General features: G+C 42.7%; 18 protein-coding genes. 17 read left to right on the plus strand and 1 reads right to left on the minus strand.

Annotated features, from left to right (window positions below; all coding sequences use genetic code 11):
* Positions 1-378 precede the first annotated feature (378 nt).
* From FGQ53_RS08565 to whiA, 9 genes are all read left to right on the plus strand, one after another.
* Complete coding sequence (locus tag FGQ53_RS08565; RefSeq protein WP_004237560.1) at positions 379-897, plus strand: Dps family protein; 519 nt, start codon at positions 379-381, stop codon at positions 895-897.
* 129 nt (positions 898-1,026) lie between these two features.
* On the plus strand, positions 1,027-1,533 hold the full coding sequence (locus FGQ53_RS08570; protein WP_138337802.1) for a dihydrofolate reductase: 507 nt from the start codon (positions 1,027-1,029) through the stop codon (positions 1,531-1,533).
* On the plus strand, positions 1,533-1,703 hold the full coding sequence (locus FGQ53_RS08575) for a hypothetical protein (RefSeq protein WP_000442260.1): 171 nt from the start codon (positions 1,533-1,535) through the stop codon (positions 1,701-1,703). The genes FGQ53_RS08570 and FGQ53_RS08575 overlap by 1 nt, the downstream gene beginning before the upstream one ends.
* A gap of 36 nt (positions 1,704-1,739) precedes the next feature.
* Complete coding sequence (gene clpX / locus FGQ53_RS08580; protein ID WP_138337805.1) at positions 1,740-2,972, plus strand: ATP-dependent Clp protease ATP-binding subunit ClpX; 1,233 nt, start codon at positions 1,740-1,742, stop codon at positions 2,970-2,972.
* An 8-nt stretch (positions 2,973-2,980) separates the two neighbouring features.
* Entirely contained in the window at positions 2,981-3,568 is a 588-nt protein-coding gene (gene yihA / locus FGQ53_RS08585; protein ID WP_138337808.1) for a ribosome biogenesis GTP-binding protein YihA/YsxC, read from the plus strand.
* A gap of 10 nt (positions 3,569-3,578) precedes the next feature.
* Positions 3,579-3,959 carry a RidA family protein gene (locus tag FGQ53_RS08590; RefSeq protein ID WP_001140420.1) on the plus strand — a complete coding sequence of 127 codons (381 nt, stop codon included), beginning with the start codon at positions 3,579-3,581 and terminating at the stop codon, positions 3,957-3,959.
* A 51-nt stretch (positions 3,960-4,010) separates the two neighbouring features.
* A complete protein-coding gene (gene rapZ / locus FGQ53_RS08595) occupies positions 4,011-4,901 on the plus strand; it encodes an RNase adapter RapZ (protein WP_138337811.1) in 891 nt (296 codons plus the stop codon).
* Complete coding sequence (locus FGQ53_RS08600) at positions 4,898-5,875, plus strand: YvcK family protein (protein ID WP_138337814.1); 978 nt, start codon at positions 4,898-4,900, stop codon at positions 5,873-5,875. Before rapZ ends, FGQ53_RS08600 begins: the two co-directional genes overlap by 4 nt.
* Positions 5,872-6,783 (plus strand): DNA-binding protein WhiA, encoded by a 912-nt coding sequence (gene whiA, locus FGQ53_RS08605; RefSeq protein WP_138337817.1) that lies wholly within the window; start codon positions 5,872-5,874, stop codon positions 6,781-6,783. The genes FGQ53_RS08600 and whiA overlap by 4 nt, the downstream gene beginning before the upstream one ends.
* A 33-nt stretch (positions 6,784-6,816) precedes the next feature.
* On the opposite strand, the gene FGQ53_RS08610 is transcribed toward whiA, so the two are convergent.
* Positions 6,817-7,785, minus strand: coding sequence for an NAD(P)/FAD-dependent oxidoreductase (locus FGQ53_RS08610; RefSeq protein WP_138337820.1), 969 nt, complete (start codon positions 7,783-7,785; stop codon positions 6,817-6,819).
* A 243-nt stretch (positions 7,786-8,028) separates the two neighbouring features.
* Between FGQ53_RS08610 and cdaA the strand changes: the two genes are divergently transcribed.
* The 8 genes from cdaA (at position 8,029) to FGQ53_RS08650 (ending at position 16,421) form a co-directional block, all read left to right on the plus strand.
* A complete protein-coding gene (gene cdaA, locus FGQ53_RS08615) occupies positions 8,029-8,886 on the plus strand; it encodes a diadenylate cyclase CdaA (protein WP_138337824.1) in 858 nt (285 codons plus the stop codon).
* Positions 8,873-9,637 (plus strand): YbbR-like domain-containing protein, encoded by a 765-nt coding sequence (locus FGQ53_RS08620; protein ID WP_138337826.1) that lies wholly within the window; start codon positions 8,873-8,875, stop codon positions 9,635-9,637. The genes cdaA and FGQ53_RS08620 overlap by 14 nt, the downstream gene beginning before the upstream one ends.
* A gap of 24 nt (positions 9,638-9,661) precedes the next feature.
* Entirely contained in the window at positions 9,662-11,014 is a 1,353-nt protein-coding gene (glmM, locus tag FGQ53_RS08625) for a phosphoglucosamine mutase (protein ID WP_138337829.1), read from the plus strand.
* Between the two features lie 73 nt (positions 11,015-11,087).
* Positions 11,088-11,462 (plus strand): DUF1149 family protein, encoded by a 375-nt coding sequence (locus FGQ53_RS08630; RefSeq protein ID WP_138337832.1) that lies wholly within the window; start codon positions 11,088-11,090, stop codon positions 11,460-11,462.
* A 1-nt stretch (position 11,463) separates the two neighbouring features.
* Positions 11,464-12,312: a DegV family protein gene (locus FGQ53_RS08635; RefSeq protein ID WP_138337835.1), complete on the plus strand. Its 849-nt coding sequence runs from the start codon at positions 11,464-11,466 to the stop codon at positions 12,310-12,312.
* A gap of 277 nt (positions 12,313-12,589) precedes the next feature.
* Positions 12,590-13,357 carry a 4-hydroxy-tetrahydrodipicolinate reductase gene (gene dapB / locus FGQ53_RS08640; RefSeq protein WP_138337838.1) on the plus strand — a complete coding sequence of 256 codons (768 nt, stop codon included), beginning with the start codon at positions 12,590-12,592 and terminating at the stop codon, positions 13,355-13,357.
* Positions 13,354-14,553 carry a CCA tRNA nucleotidyltransferase gene (locus FGQ53_RS08645; RefSeq protein WP_138337841.1) on the plus strand — a complete coding sequence of 400 codons (1,200 nt, stop codon included), beginning with the start codon at positions 13,354-13,356 and terminating at the stop codon, positions 14,551-14,553. The genes dapB and FGQ53_RS08645 overlap by 4 nt, the downstream gene beginning before the upstream one ends.
* The gene (locus FGQ53_RS08650; RefSeq protein WP_138337844.1) at positions 14,550-16,421 is read left to right on the plus strand and encodes an ABC-F family ATP-binding cassette domain-containing protein; all 1,872 of its coding nucleotides are present in this window, start codon (positions 14,550-14,552) and stop codon (positions 16,419-16,421) included. Before FGQ53_RS08645 ends, FGQ53_RS08650 begins: the two co-directional genes overlap by 4 nt.
* Positions 16,422-16,503: the final 82 nt, after the last annotated feature.

A 16,503-nucleotide genomic window follows, 5' to 3' on the forward strand; every position in this document is an offset into this window, starting at 1 on the left:
TCGTTTATGAAAGTCCAGATTTTTCTTATCTTTGAGAGCTTTTGTGAGAATGTTTTTGTCATTGGTAGTAAATGTTGCTTGTGTCATATATCTATTATACGTCAATTTTTGATTTTTGTTAAGTATAAAAAATCTTATACTTTTCGAAAATCTCTTCAAACCACGTCAGCTCTATCTGCAACCTCAAAACAGTATTTTGAGCAACCTGTGGCTAGTTTTCTAGTTTGCTTTTTTATTTTCATTGAGTATTAAATTATCAGTCTATTGCAACTTTTCTCATGTGAGTCATTTGGCTTGCTATTTGTTTTCCTTAGTAGTATACTAAGGTAGTAATCATTAAGAAGTGGTTACAAATAATAATGAATGAGGTGAAATAAAATGGTAGAATTGAAAAAAGAAGCAGTAAAAGACGTAACATCATTGACAAAAGCAGCGCCAGTAGCATTGGCAAAAACAAAGGAAGTCTTGAACCAAGCTGTTGCTGATTTGTACGTAGCCCATGTGGCTTTGCACCAAGTACACTGGTATATGCGTGGTCGTGGTTTTCTTGTATGGCATCCAAAAATGGATGAGTACATGGAAGCTCTTGATGGTCAATTGGATGAAATCAGCGAACGTTTGATTACACTTGGAGGAAGCCCATTCTCAACTTTGACAGAATTCCTTCAAAATAGTGAAATCGAAGAAGAAGCTGGTGAATACCGCAATGTTGAAGAAAGCTTGGAACGTGTCCTTGCTATCTACCGTTACTTGTCAGAACTCTTCCAAAAAGGTTTGGATGTTACTGATGAAGAAGGTGATGATGTGACAAACGGTATCTTCTCAGACGCTAAAACTGAAACTGATAAAACAATCTGGATGCTTGCCGCAGAACTTGGACAAGCACCTGGTTTGTAAGAAATAAGGCAACATAGATAAATCTGTAGGAAATTTCTTACAGATTTTTTCTATTCTGGAAGCTATTCCAAACCAGTCTTTTTTTGAGTTTTTTGATAAAATAGTACTATCAGTAAAAAGGATGGAAGCATGACTAAGAAAATCGTAGCTATTTGGGCCCAGGATGAAGAGGGTGTGATTGGGAAGGACAATCGTCTGCCTTGGCATTTGCCAGCAGAATTGCAACACTTTAAAGAAACAACCCTGAATCATGCTATCTTGATGGGGCGCGTGACCTTTGATGGAATGGGACGTCGTCTGCTTCCAAAACGGGAGACCTTGATTTTGACACGTAACCCGGAAGAAAAGATAGATGGGGTGGCTACTTTTCAGGATGTCCAGTCTGTCTTGGACTGGTATCAGGCTCAAGATAAGAATCTCTATATTATCGGTGGAAAGCAGATTTTTCAAGCTTTTGAACCCTATTTAGATGAAGTAATTGTCACTCAAATCCATGCTCGGGTAGAGGGAGATACCTATTTCCCTGAGGAGTTTGACTTGTCCCTTTTTGAGATAGTATCAAGCAAATTTTATACTAAAGATGAGAAGAATCCTTATGATTTTACCATCCAATACCGCAAGAGAAAGGAAGTCTAATGGAACGTAGTATATTTGGTTTTTTTACAGCCATGCTGTGTTTGGTCTGCTTGCTTGCTGGAGCACAGGCTTTTCGTAAAAAGCGCTATGGACTTTCTGTCCTGCTCTGGTTAAATGCTTTTACCAATTTGGTCAATAGTATTCATGCCTTTTACATGACCTTATTTTAGATAGAATGACAGTATAGAATAGAACGGAAGGAAATCATGCCTACAAATAGGAAAAATGATATGATGGTTTATTGCTCATTTTGTGGCAAAAGCCAAGAAGAAGTACAAAAAATAATCGCTGGCAACAACGCTTTTATCTGTAATGAATGTGTGGAGTTGGCCCGGGAAATCATTCGGGAGGAGTTGGCTGAGGAAGTCTTGGCAGACTTGTCAGAAGTTCCAAAACCAATCGAACTCCTCCATATCTTGAATCACTATGTAATTGGTCAAGGTCGTGCCAAACGTGCCTTGGCAGTAGCGGTTTACAACCACTACAAACGCATCAATTTCCACGATACGCGTGAGGAGTCAGAAGATGTGGATTTGCAGAAGTCAAACATCTTAATGATTGGCCCAACTGGTTCAGGGAAAACTTTCCTTGCCCAGACCTTGGCTAAGAGCTTGAATGTTCCTTTTGCCATTGCGGATGCGACAGCTCTTACTGAGGCTGGTTATGTGGGTGAGGACGTGGAAAATATCCTTCTCAAACTCTTGCAGGCTGCTGACTTTAACATCGAGCGTGCAGAGCGTGGTATTATCTACGTAGATGAAATTGACAAGATTGCTAAGAAAAGCGAGAACGTTTCTATCACACGTGACGTTTCTGGTGAAGGGGTGCAACAAGCCCTTCTCAAGATTATCGAGGGAACTGTTGCTAGCGTACCGCCTCAAGGTGGACGTAAACATCCACAACAAGAGATGATTCAAGTGGATACTAAAAATATCCTCTTCATCGTGGGCGGTGCTTTTGATGGTATTGAAGAAATTGTCAAACAACGTCTGGGTGAAAAGATTATCGGCTTTGGTCAAAATAACAAGGCGATTGATGAAAATAGCTCCTACATGAAAGAAATCATCGCAGAAGATATTCAAAAATTCGGTATTATCCCAGAGTTGATTGGACGCTTGCCTGTCTTTGCAACTCTTGAGCAATTGACAGTGGATGACTTGGTTCGCATCTTGAAAGAACCAAGAAATGCCTTGGTCAAACAATACCAAACCTTGCTTTCTTATGATGATGTCGAGTTGGAATTTGACGACGAAGCCCTTCAAGAGATTGCCAATAAAGCCATCGAACGTAAAACGGGTGCGCGTGGTCTTCGCTCGATTATTGAAGAAACCATGCTAGATATCATGTTTGAAGTACCGAGCCAGGAAAATGTGAAATTGGTCCGCATCACAAAAGAAGCTGTCGATGGAACGGATAAACCAATCCTAGAAACAGCCTAGAGGTGACTATGGAGCTTAATACACACAATGCTGAAATCTTGCTCAGTGCGGCTAATAAATCCCACTATCCGCAGGATGACCTGCCAGAGATTGTCCTAGCAGGGCGTTCAAATGTTGGTAAATCCAGCTTTATCAACACTATGCTGAACCGTAAGAATCTGGCCCGTACATCGGGAAAACCTGGTAAAACCCAGCTGCTCAACTTCTTCAACATTGACGACAAGATGCGCTTTGTGGATGTGCCGGGTTATGGCTATGCCCGTGTTTCTAAAAAGGAACGTGAAAGGTGGGGGCGCATGATTGAGGAGTATCTAACGACTCGGGAAAATCTCCGTGCAGTAGTCAGTCTAGTTGACCTCCGTCACGACCCGTCAGCAGATGATGTCCAGATGTACGAATTTCTCAAGTATTACGAGATTCCGGTTATCATCGTTGCGACCAAGGCGGACAAGATTCCGCGTGGTAAATGGAACAAGCACGAATCAGCAATCAAAAAGAAATTAAACTTTGACCCAAGTGATGACTTCATCCTCTTTTCATCTGTCAGCAAGGCAGGGATGGACCAAGCTTGGGATGCAATCTTAGAAAAATTGTGAGGTAAAGAAAATGGCAAAAACAATTCATACAGATAAAGCTCCAAAAGCTATCGGACCATATGTCCAAGGAAAAATCGTTGGCAACCTTTTGTTTGCTAGTGGTCAAGTTCCTCTCTCTCCTGAAACTGGGGAAATCGTTGGAGAAACCATCCAAGAACAGACAGAACAAGTCTTGAAAAACATCGGTGCTATTTTGGCAGAAGCAGGAACGGACTTTGACCATGTTGTCAAAACAACTTGCTTCTTGAGCGATATGAACGACTTTGTTCCTTTTAACGAGGTTTACCAAACGGCCTTTAAAGAGGAATTTCCAGCTCGTTCAGCTGTGGAAGTAGCTCGTCTTCCTCGTGATGTAAAAGTCGAAATTGAAGTCATCGCAGAGATTGGATAAGCTAGTTGAAGTTTGGTTCGGCCAAACTTCTTTTGATATAAGGAGAAAAAGATGACAAAGAAACAACTTCACTTGGTAATTGTGACAGGGATGAGTGGTGCAGGGAAAACGGTGGCCATTCAGTCCTTCGAGGATCTAGGTTATTTCACTATTGATAATATGCCGCCAGCTCTCTTGCCTAAGTTTTTGCAGTTGGTGGAAACAAAGGAAGACGACCATAAGTTGGCCTTGGTGGTGGATATGCGCAGCCGTTCTTTCTTTTCAGAAATTCAAACTGTTTTGGATGAGTTGGAAAACAAGGAAGAACTGGACTTTAAAATCCTCTTCTTGGACGCAGCTGATAAGGAATTGGTCGCTCGTTATAAGGAAACCAGACGAAGCCACCCTCTAGCAGCAGACGGACGGATTTTGGATGGAATCAAGCTAGAGCGTGAACTCTTAGCACCTTTGAAAAATATGAGTCAAAATGTGGTGGATACGACTGAACTCACTCCTCGTGAACTACGTAAAACCCTTGCAGAGCAGTTTTCAGATCAGGCACAAGCCCAGTCTTTCCGTATCGAAGTCATGTCTTTTGGCTTTAAATATGGAATCCCGATTGATGCAGATTTAGTCTTTGATGTGCGCTTTTTGCCAAATCCCTATTACCTTCCAGAACTGAGAAACCAAACGGGTGTGGATGAACCAGTGTATCACTATGTCATGAACCATCCTGAGTCAGAAGACTTCTATCAACATTTGTTGGCCTTGATTGAGCCGATTTTGCCAAGTTACCAAAAGGAAGGTAAGTCTGTACTAACCATTGCCATGGGTTGTACGGGCGGACAACACCGTAGTGTGGCCTTTGCTAAACGATTGGCGCAGGACTTATCCAAGAATTGGCCTGTCAATGAAGGGCATCGCGATAAAGACCGAAGAAAGGAAACGGTAAACCGTTCATGAGAAAACCAAAGATAACGGTGATTGGTGGAGGAACTGGAATTCCCGTCATTCTAAAAAGTCTGCGGGAAAAAGATGTGGAAATCGCTGCTATCGTTACGGTGGCGGATGATGGTGGTTCTTCAGGTGAACTACGAAAAAATATGCAGCAGTTGACACCGCCAGGCGATCTCCGCAATGTCCTTGTGGCCATGTCGGATATGCCTAAGTTTTATGAGAAAGTCTTTCAGTATCGCTTCTCTGAGGATGCCGGATCCTTTGCTGGTCATCCATTGGGCAATCTCATCATTGCTGGTCTGTCAGAAATGCAGGGCTCGACCTATAATGCCATGCAGTTGCTGAGCAAATTTTTCCATACAACTGGGAAGATTTATCCTTCCAGTGACCATCCTTTGACCCTTCATGCAGTCTTTCAGGATGGGACAGAAGTGGCTGGAGAGAGTCATATTGCAGACCATCCGGGCATGATTGACCATGTCTATGTGACCAATACTCTCAACGATGATACACCTCTGGCTAGCCGTCGAGTTGTGCAGACCATTCTTGAAAGTGACATGATTGTCCTAGGGCCTGGTTCCCTCTTTACCTCGATTTTGCCCAATATTGTGATTAAGGAAATTGGTCATGCACTTTTGGAAACCAAGGCAGAAATAGCTTATGTCTGCAATATCATGACCCAACGTGGGGAGACGGAACACTTTACAGATAGTGACCACGTGGAAGTCTTGCATCGTCACCTTGGTCGACCTTTTATCGATACGGTCTTGGTGAATATCGAAAAAGTACCGCAGGAATACATGAATTCCAATCGATTTGATGAATACTTGGTGCAGGTGGAACATGATTTTGCTGGTCTTTGTAAGCAAGTTCCACGTGTGATTTCATCCAACTTTCTTCGTCTGGAAAATGGAGGTGCCTTCCACGATGGGAATTTGATTGTGGATGAGTTGATGCGGATTATACAGGTGAGAAAATGAGTTTCACAGTAGCAGTAAAAGAAGAAATCCTGGGTCAACACCATCTGAGCCAGCATGAATTATCTGCCATTATCAAGATGTCTGGTAGTATCGGTCTCTCAACTTCAGGCTTGACCTTGTCTGTTGTGACAGAAAATGCCAAGCTGGCTCGTCACCTCTATGAGTCCTTTCTCCATTTCTATGAAATCAAATCAGAAATTCGCCATCACCAAAGGAGCAATCTTCGCAAGAATCGGGTCTATACTGTTTTTACGGATGAAAAGGTACAGGACTTGCTGAGTGATTTGCACTTGGCGGACTCCTTCTTTGGCCTGGAAACAGGTATTGATGAGGCAATTTTATCGGATGAGGAAGCAGGCCGTGCCTATCTCTGTGGTGCTTTCTTGGCAAATGGGAGCATTCGTGACCCTGAATCGGGTAAGTACCAGTTGGAAATCAGTTCTGTTTATCTGGACCATGCGCAAGGTATTGCCTCTCTTCTCCAGCAATTTTTACTAGATGCCAAGGTGCTTGAGCGCAAGAAAGGGGCAGTGACCTATCTCCAGCGAGCCGAAGATATTATGGACTTTCTTATAGTAATCGGAGCCATGAAGGCGCGTGATGATTTTGAGAGAGTAAAGATTTTGCGGGAAACTCGTAATGACCTCAATCGGGCTAATAATGCTGAAACGGCTAATATCGCTCGGACAGTCTCTGCCAGCATGAAGACCATCAACAATATCAGCAAAATCAAAGATATTATGGGTTTAGAAAATCTGCCAGTGGATTTGCAGGAGGTAGCGCAGTTGCGGATTCAGCACCCAGACTACTCTATCCAGCAGTTAGCAGATAGCCTCAGCACCCCTCTGACCAAAAGTGGTGTCAACCACAGACTCAGAAAGATAAATAAATTAGCTGATGAACTATAAAACCACGAATCCTATGTGACTCGTGGTTCTTTTTTATAAACTGGTTGAGTGTTTTGGTTGTACTTTTTGCTCAGGGTCGATGTAGTTGATGGCATTGTTGACAGCAGTTGGAGCTTCTCCCAGTCCTGTCGCAATCAAATCAATTTTTCCGTCATAGTAGCAGCAGTCACCGATAGCATAGATACCTGCTTGGCTAGATTCCTGTTTGCTGTTGACAATAATCTTGTGGCGGTTGAGGTCCAGATCCCAGTTTTTAAGGTTACCGACAGAAGATTTGAAACCATAGTTGACAAAGAGGTGGTCTAGGTCAATCGTTTCGATTTCATCAGATTTAACTTTTGTGATTTCAAGTTTATCAAGCGTTTTTCCATCTCCAAGGAGTTGGCTAGGGACGAATGGTGTCTTGATGGTTACAGATGATTCTTGCAAGGCTTGGACACTGTGCTCCAAGGCACGGAAATTATCTCTGCGGTGAACAAGGGTAGTTGGCGCAATTTTTTCAAAAGCCAAAGCCCAATCCACAGCTGAGTCTCCCCCACCAAGAATCGTCACTTTCTTACCAGCATATTGCTGAATATTGGAAATGTGGTAGTGGATATTTTCATACTCCTCAACACCTTCAAGTTCCAAAGGACGTGGTTTGAAGGCACCGCCACCCATAGCGATGATGACTGTTTTAGACAGGTGACTTCCTTTAGAAGTTGTAATGGCAAAGCCTTCTTCTTGTTTTTCAATCTCAAGAACCGTTTCATTGAGATGAATAGGGGTATCAAAGCCATTTAATTGCTTGATTAGACGATTAGTCAACTCTTCTCCAGTCAGATTTGGGAAACCCGGGACGTCTAAGATTTCCTTTTCAGGATAGAGAATAGCAGGTTGTCCACCTAGCTGGGGAAGGGAGTCGATGATTTGGACCTTGGCTTGGCGTAGGTGGGCGTAAAAGGCTGCAAAAAGACCGACAGGACCACCACCTACAATGGTAATATCATATAGTTGAGACATGGTTTCTCCTTTGTTTTTTCTAGTCATACTCTTCGAAAATCTCTTCAAACCACGTCAGCGTCGCCTTACCGTACTCAAGTACAGCCTACGGCTAGCTTCCTAGTTTGCTCTTTGATTTTCATTGAGTATCAGTTTATTTTATCATATTTTTTCTTTAATTTAAAATGAAGTAGGATAGGGAAAAAAATGTCAGAAAAATGGTATAATAGAAAGGAACGTGTTTGGACAGAGAGGAGACAGCAGATGAACTTTCAACAATTATCCAACCTGCAATATTGGACTAGCTTGTTTTCTAGTCCTTGGAGTATTGCCATCAATTTGTTTGATATTTTGATTGTGACCTATATTTTATATCGTTTTACAAAAGCGATAGCTGGTACCAAGATTATGATTTTGGTGCGAGGGGTCTTGATCTTTGTATTAGCCCAGGTTGTGGCCAATATCCTTGGTTTAACAACGATTTCTTGGTTGATTAATCAGATTATCACCTATGGGGTTATTGCTGCAGTTGTTATCTTCTCTCCAGAGATTCGAACTGGTTTGGAACGTTTGGGAAGGGCGACAGATTTCTTTTCTACTACTCAAATTAGTGCAGAAGAGCAAATGATTCGTGCCTTTGTCAAGTCAGTTGAATATATGAGCCCTCGTAAGATTGGTGCTCTGGTTGCTATTCAACGAGTTCGAACCTTGCAAGAATATATTGCGACAGGTATTCCCTTGGATGCCAAGATTTCAGCAGAACTCCTCATCAATATTTTTATTCCCAACACCCCCCTACATGATGGAGCTGTGATTATCAGAGAAAATCGAATTGCAGTCACCTCTGCCTATCTGCCCTTGACAGAAAGTACAGGGATTTCCAAGGAATTTGGGACCAGACACCGGGCGGCTATCGGTTTGTCAGAAGTATCCGATGCCTTGACCTTCATTGTTTCAGAGGAAACAGGTGGCATTTCTATTACCTATAACGGTGTTTTCAAGCACGACTTGACGATTGAAGAATTTGAAGCAGAGCTACGAGCAATTCTTTTGCCAGCTGTTGAGGAAAAAGTCAGTTTCAAGGACCGTTTGCTAGGAGGTTGGAAATATGAGAAAAAATAGTCTATATATCATTTCATCTCTCTTTTTTGCTTGTGTCTTATTTATCTATGCAACGTCAACCAACTTTCAAAATAGCAATACCGCAAGGCAGGTCAAATCAGAAACCTACACCAATACGATAGCGAATGTTCCTATCGATATTCACTATGATGATGACCAGTATTTTATTAGCGGATTTGCATCAGAAGTTTCAGTGATATTAACCGGTGCCAATCGTGTGACCTTGGCCAGTGAAATGCAGGAAAGTACTCGTAAGTTTAAGGTCACGGCAGATTTGACAGATGCTAGCGTTGGAACGATTGAAGTTCCCTTGAACATTGAAAATCTTCCAAGTGGATTGACCGCTGTGGCAACACCTCACAAAATCACAGTGAAAGTTGGGAAGAAGGTTAAGCGAGATGGGATGATTGTTGTGCCACAAGTTGACCAAAGCCAGATAGATCCGAAACTACAGCTTGATAGTGTAACCGTATCAAACGAACGAGTTTCAGTTACAACTGACCAGGAAACATTAGCTAAGATTGACAAAATTATTGCACTTTTACCAACCAGCGAACGCATAACAGGTAATTATAGTGGCTCAGTACCCTTGCAGGCAATCGACCGCAATGGGGTTGTCTTACCAGTAGTGATCACTCCGTTTGATACGACAATGAAGGTGACTACAAAACCTGTATCACCAAGTTCAAGCACAAGCAGTTCGTCGGAGACATCTTCGTCAACGAAAGCAACTAGTTCAAAAACGAATTAAAAATAGAAAAAGGATTTTATAAAAATGGGTAAATATTTTGGGACTGATGGAGTCCGTGGAGAAGCTAACGTAGAACTAACGCCAGAATTGGCCTTTAAATTAGGACGTTCTGGAGGCTATGTTCTTAGTCAACATGAAACGGAAGCACCGAAAGTCTTTGTAGGACGTGATACACGTATTTCAGGGGAAATGCTAGAATCTGCCTTGGTGGCAGGTCTCCTTTCAGTAGGAATTCACGTGTATAAATTAGGCGTTCTGGCAACACCAGCAGTAGCTTACTTGGTTAAAACTGAAGGAGCAAGTGCCGGGGTCATGATTTCTGCCAGCCACAATCCAGCCCTTGATAATGGGATTAAGTTCTTTGGTGGGGATGGCTTCAAACTAGATGACGAAAAAGAAGCAGAAATTGAAGCCTTACTAGATGCTGCGGAAGATACTCTTCCTCGTCCAAGTGCAGAAGGCTTGGGAACCTTAGTAGATTATCCAGAAGGCTTGCGTAAGTATGAAGGCTATCTGGTTTCAACTGGAACTCCTCTTGAAGGTATGGAAGTTGCCTTGGACACAGCAAATGGTGCAGCTTCTACAAGTGCCCGTCAAATCTTTGCAGATCTTGGTGCTCAATTGACGGTTATCGGGGAAACACCAGACGGTCTTAACATCAACCTTAATGTTGGTTCTACGCACCCAGAAGCCCTTCAAGAAGTGGTCAAAGAAAGCGGGTCAGCTATCGGTTTGGCCTTTGACGGAGACAGTGACCGTTTGATTGCTGTTGATGAAAATGGTGACATCGTTGATGGTGATAAAATCATGTACATCATCGGGAAATACCTTTCTGAAAAAGGACAATTGGCTCAAAATACAATTGTGACAACTGTTATGTCTAACCTTGGTTTCCACAAGGCTTTGGATCGTGAAGGCATTAACAAGGCAGTCACTGCAGTTGGCGACCGCTACGTTGTTGAAGAAATGAGAAAATCAGGCTACAACCTTGGTGGTGAACAGTCTGGACACGTGATCTTGATGGATTACAATACCACAGGTGATGGTCAATTATCCGCTGTACAATTGACTAAAATCATGAAGGAAACTGGTAAGAGCTTGTCAGAGTTGGTCACAGAAGTAACCATCTATCCACAAAAATTAGTCAATATCCGAGTGGAAAATGCCATGAAGGAAAAGGCCATGGAAGTGCCAGCTATCAAGGCAATTATCGAGAAGATGGAAGCTGAAATGGCAGGGAATGGCCGTATCCTTGTTCGCCCAAGTGGAACAGAGCCCCTTTTGCGTGTCATGGCAGAAGCGCCTACAACAGAAGAAGTGGACTACTATGTTGATACCATCGCTGATGTAGTTCGAGCTGAAATTGGGATTGACTAAATCCTAGAAAACTAGATGAAAATAAAAATTTATGGTACAATAGCTTATAATATTGTAGCCGAGGGAGAAAGACATGAATCTTAAACGTGAACAAGAATTTGTTAGTCAGTATCATTTTGATGCGCGTAATTTTGAATGGGAAAATGAAAATGGAGCTCCTGAAACCAAGGTAGATGTGAACTTCCAATTGCTTCAACATGACCAAGAAAATCAAGTGACTTCCTTGATTGTCATCTTGAGCTTTATGATTGTATTTGATAAGTTTGTTATTAGTGGAACAATTTCACAGGTAAACCATATCGATGGTCGTATTGTCAATGAACCAAGTGAATTGAGCCAAGAAGAAGTGGAAACCTTGGCTCGTCCATGTTTGAACATGCTTAACCGTTTGACTTACGAAGTGACTGAAATTGCATTAGACTTACCAGGAATCAATTTGGAGTTCTAATATGAAACTAGCTGTTATCACAGATTCTTCTGCCTATCTCAGTGCAGAGACCTTACAGAGAGAAGATTTGTTTGTCTTGGATATTCCTGTAAATATTGATGGTGATGAGTATGTCGAAGGTATCAATCTGACTGCTGAGGAATTTTACCAAAAAATGGCTCAGGCTTCTGAATTGCCTAAGACCAGTCAACCAAGCATTGCCAAGTTAGATGAAATCATAACTTTGCTCAAAGAACAAGGTTATACACATGCCTTGGGGCTTTTCCTATCTTCTGGAATTTCAGGTTTTTACCAAAATATTCAGTATATGATAGATGAATATGAGGGCTTAACCATTGCTTTTCCAGACACTTTGATTACAAGTGCTCCTCTGGGTATCATGGTTGAAAGTGTCTTTAATTGGCGTGACCAGGGCGATGATTTTGCCAGCATTCAGGATAAGCTAGCCATTCAAATCAGCCGTACGTCAGCCTTTATCATGGTAGATGATTTGGACCATTTGGTGAAAGGTGGACGTCTTTCAAATGGGGCTGCCATTTTGGGCAATTTGCTTAGTATTAAGCCAATCCTCTATTTCAACGACCAAGGTGTGATTGAAGTTTACGAAAAAGTTCGTACTGAGAAGAAAGCAACCAAACGTTTAATTGAAATTATCAAGGAAGCAACAGCTTCAGGTCAATATCGGGTCATTGTCATTCATGGAAATGCTCCTGAAAAGGCTGCGGAATTGCGCCAACACTTGCTTGAATCTGGAGTGGGTACGGATATTTCACTTGCTACATTTGGCAGTGTCATTGGGACACACCTAGGATCAGGAAGTATTGCTCTGGGTTATATTCCAGTGATTTAGTTAGCGATTCTAGACTAGTTGAGAAGGCTTGTATCTTAGAAATTGAACACGGACTACCTGCCTCTTGAAAAAAAGATGCCTGTCTTGCCTTTTATGGAAAGTCAGAGCCATTCCCTATTTTTCATGGGTAGCTAAGGTCCTTTGCATCTTGATAATTGAACACGCCTGTAACCCTGTGTGAAAAAGATAGTTCTTCCAAGGAGTAGACACTTCTTGATCAGAACTCCTATTTTCACTTTGTGTTCTTACAGGCTTTGTATCTTAGACAGGAGTAGAGATGAGTATTCGAGTAATTATTGCTGGTTTTAAGGGAAAGATGGGTCAGGCTGCTTGTCAGATGGTCTTGGCTGATCCAGACTTGGACTTGGTAGCAGTTTTGGATCCTTTTGAGTCTGAGTCAGAATGGCAGGGAGTTCCTGTTTTCAAGGATAAGGCTGATTTAGCAGGCTTTGAAGCGGATGTCTGGGTAGATTTCACAACCCCAGCTGTTGCCTACGAAAATACACGCTTTGCCCTCGAAAATGGCTTTGCTCCAGTAGTTGGAACGACTGGCTTTACTAGTGAACAAATTGCAGAGCTAAAAGATTTTTCCCGTGCCCAAGATTTGGGTGGTTTGATTGCCCCTAACTTTGCCCTGGGTGCTGTCTTGCTTATGCAATTTGCGATGCAGGCTGCCAAATATTTCCCAAATGTGGAGATTATCGAGCTCCATCATGACAAGAAAAAGGATGCTCCGAGTGGAACAGCTATTAAAACAGCTGAGTTGATGGCGGAAGTTCGTGAATCAATCCAGCAAGGTGCGCCTGATGAGGAAGAATTGATTGCAGGTGCCCGTGGTGCTGACTTTGATGGCATGCGGATTCACTCAGTTCGTTTACCAGGCTTGGTAGCACATCAGGAAGTCATCTTTGGCAATCAGGGAGAAGGATTGATCCTCCGTCATGACTCCTATGATCGCAGCTCCTTCATGACAGGGGTGAATTTGGGAATTAAAGAAGTTGTCAAGCGTCATGAGCTTGCCTATGGATTAGAACACTTATTATGAGATTAACGCAAATGCCTTCTGAATTTCAGAAGGCTTTACCAGTATTAGAAAAAATTAAAGAAGCAGGCTTTGAAGCCTATTTTGTTGGAGGCTCTGTTCGAGATGCCCTCCTCAATCGTCCCATCCACGATGTGGACATTGCGACGTCTTCTTATCCAGAAGAGACCAAGCAGATTTTTCCGCGAACAGCTGATATCGGAATCGAGCACGGAACTGTCTTGGTCTTAGATGGGGACGAGGAGTATGAGGTGACTACTTTTCGGACAGAAGATGTCTATGTGGACTATCGCAGACCCAGCGCGGTTTCCTTTGTGCGTTCGCTAGAGGAAGACCTCAAGCGCCGTGATTTTACAGTCAACTCCTTTGCCTTGGACGAGACAGGGGAAATCATTGACTTGTTCCATGGTTTAGAGGATTTGGGAAAGCAAGTCTTGCGAGCAGTTGGAGTGGCTAGTGAGCGTTTCAACGAAGATGCTTTGCGGATTATGCGTGGCTTCCGTTTTCAGGCCAGCCTCGGCTTTGAACTTGAGCCAGAAACATTTAAGGCTATGAAGACCTTGACGCCACTTTTGGAGAAAATTTCTGTAGAGCGTACCTTCGTTGAGTTTGATAAACTCTTACTGGCTCCGTTTTGGAGAAGGGGCTTGACTTCCATGATTGAGAGTCAAGCTTATGATTATCTCCCTGATATGGCAGCTAGCCAGGATAAGCTCAACAGACTGTTTGATTTGGAGACTGATTTTACTTTTGAATCCTCTGAACAAGCCTGGTCAGCTCTTTTGTGGGCTTTGAAGATTGAAAATGCGCAGCCATTTTTGAAACATTGGAAGACCTCACGCCAATTTGCCAAGCAGGTACAGGATTTGCTGACTATTTTGGCTTTGCGTGAAAAGGGAGAATTGAGCAAGCGCGATTGTTACCGCTTTGAATTGGATTTGCTTTTACAAGCTGAAAATCTTCGTCAGGCTCAAGGAAAAGAAGTTAATCCACAAGCCATCACAGAAACCTACCAGAGTTTGACCATTCATGATAAGAAAGAAATTCAGATCAATGGCGGTATTCTGATTAAGGAATATGGCTATCAACCAGGGCCAGACTTGGGAGAAATTTTAACAGAGATTGAGTATGCCATTGTCGATGGAGAATTGGAAAATGACCGTCAAGCCATCCATGCTTATCTGAGGGAGAAAAAATGAGTGATTTTATCGTTGAAAAACTAAGTAAATCCGTCGGTGACAAGACTGTTTTTAAGGATATTTCCTTTATCATCCATGACTTGGATAGAATTGGTCTGATTGGTGTCAATGGAACGGGGAAGACCACCCTTTTAGATGTTCTTTCTGGTGTTTCTGGCTTTGATGGGGATGTCAGTCCATTTTCAGCTAAGAATGACTACCAGATTGGTTACTTGACCCAGGATCCTGATTTTGATGATAGCAAGACGGTCTTGGATACGGTTCTATCTAGCGATCTCAAGGAAATCCAGCTCATTCGTGAGTATGAATTGATCATGCTCAACTATAGTGAGGACAAGCAGGCGCGTTTGGAACGGGTAATGGCAGAGATGGACTCTCTCCAAGCTTGGGAAATTGAGAGTCAGGTCAAGACTGTTCTCAGTAAGCTGGGTATTCAGGACTTATCTATTCCTGTTGGGGAATTGTCAGGTGGTCTGAGAAGACGAGTTCAGTTGGCGCAAGTCCTTCTTGGCAACCACGACCTCTTGCTTCTGGACGAGCCGACCAACCATCTGGATATTGCGACTATTGAGTGGCTGACCCTCTTTTTGAAAAATTCCAAGAAAACCGTCCTTTTTATTACCCACGATCGTTATTTCTTAGATGCGCTGTCAACACGGATTTTCGAGTTGGATCGAGCTGGATTGACAGAATATCAGGGAAATTATCAGGACTATGTCCGTCTTAAGGCGGAACAGGACGAGCGAGATGCGGCTCTTCTCCACAAAAAAGAACAACTTTATAAGCAAGAATTGGTATGGATGCGCAGACAACCGCAGGCACGTGCGACCAAGCAACAGGCTCGTATCAATCGTTTCCATGACTTGAAGAAAGAAGTTTCAGGTGGTGCTGCTGAGACAGACTTGACCATGAACTTTGAAACCAGTCGTATCGGTAAAAAAGTCATCGAGTTTCAGGATGTTTCCTTCTCCTATGAAAACAAGCCCATTTTGCAAGATTTTAATCTCTTGGTGCAGGCCAAAGACCGTATCGGAATCGTTGGGGACAACGGTGTTGGGAAATCAACCCTACTCAACCTGATTGCAGGCAGTCTTGATCCGACAGCAGGACAAGTTGTGATTGGGGAAACCGTTCGTATCGCCTATTTCTCTCAACAAATTGAGGGCTTGGATGAAAGCAAGCGAGTTATCAATTACCTGCAGGCAGTGGCAGAGGAGGTCAAGACCAGTGGTGGTTCTACGACTTCCATCGCTGAGTTGCTGGAGCAGTTCCTCTTCCCACGTTCGACTCACGGAACCTTGATTGAGAAATTATCTGGTGGAGAGAAAAAACGTCTTTATCTCCTCAAACTGCTCTTGGAAAAACCAAATGTTCTTCTCCTGGACGAGCCGACAAATGATTTGGATATTGCGACTTTGACAGTCTTGGAGAATTTCTTGCAAGGCTTTGCAGGGCCTGTATTGACAGTTAGCCATGATCGCTATTTCTTGGATAAGGTAGCGACCAAGATTCTCGCTTTTGAGGATGGCAAGATTCGTCCTTTCTTTGGTCATTACACCGACTATCTTGATGAAAAAGCCTTTGAAACAGAGTTGGCCAATCAAGTGCAAAAGGCTGAAAAGGAAAAAGTAGTCAAAGTTCGAGAAGACAAGAAACGCATGACCTACCAAGAAAAGCAGGAGTGGGCAAGCATTGAAGGCGATATTGAAGCCTTGGAAAATCGTATCGCTGCTATTGAAGAAGAGATGCAGGCCAATGGCTCTGACTTTGGTAAGCTAGCGACTCTTCAAAAAGAACTGGATGAGAAGGACGAAGCACTCCTTGAAAAATACGACCGCTATGAGTATCTAAGTGACTTTGATAGTTAAAAGAATAGACTTCCTGCGAAACAAAATATGGTACAATAGTTCTATGAATTATGAAGCAAGCAAACAATTAACTGATGTACGA

Source organism: Streptococcus mitis, from assembly GCF_005844455.1.
GTDB lineage: Bacteria > Bacillota > Bacilli > Lactobacillales > Streptococcaceae > Streptococcus > Streptococcus mitis_BF.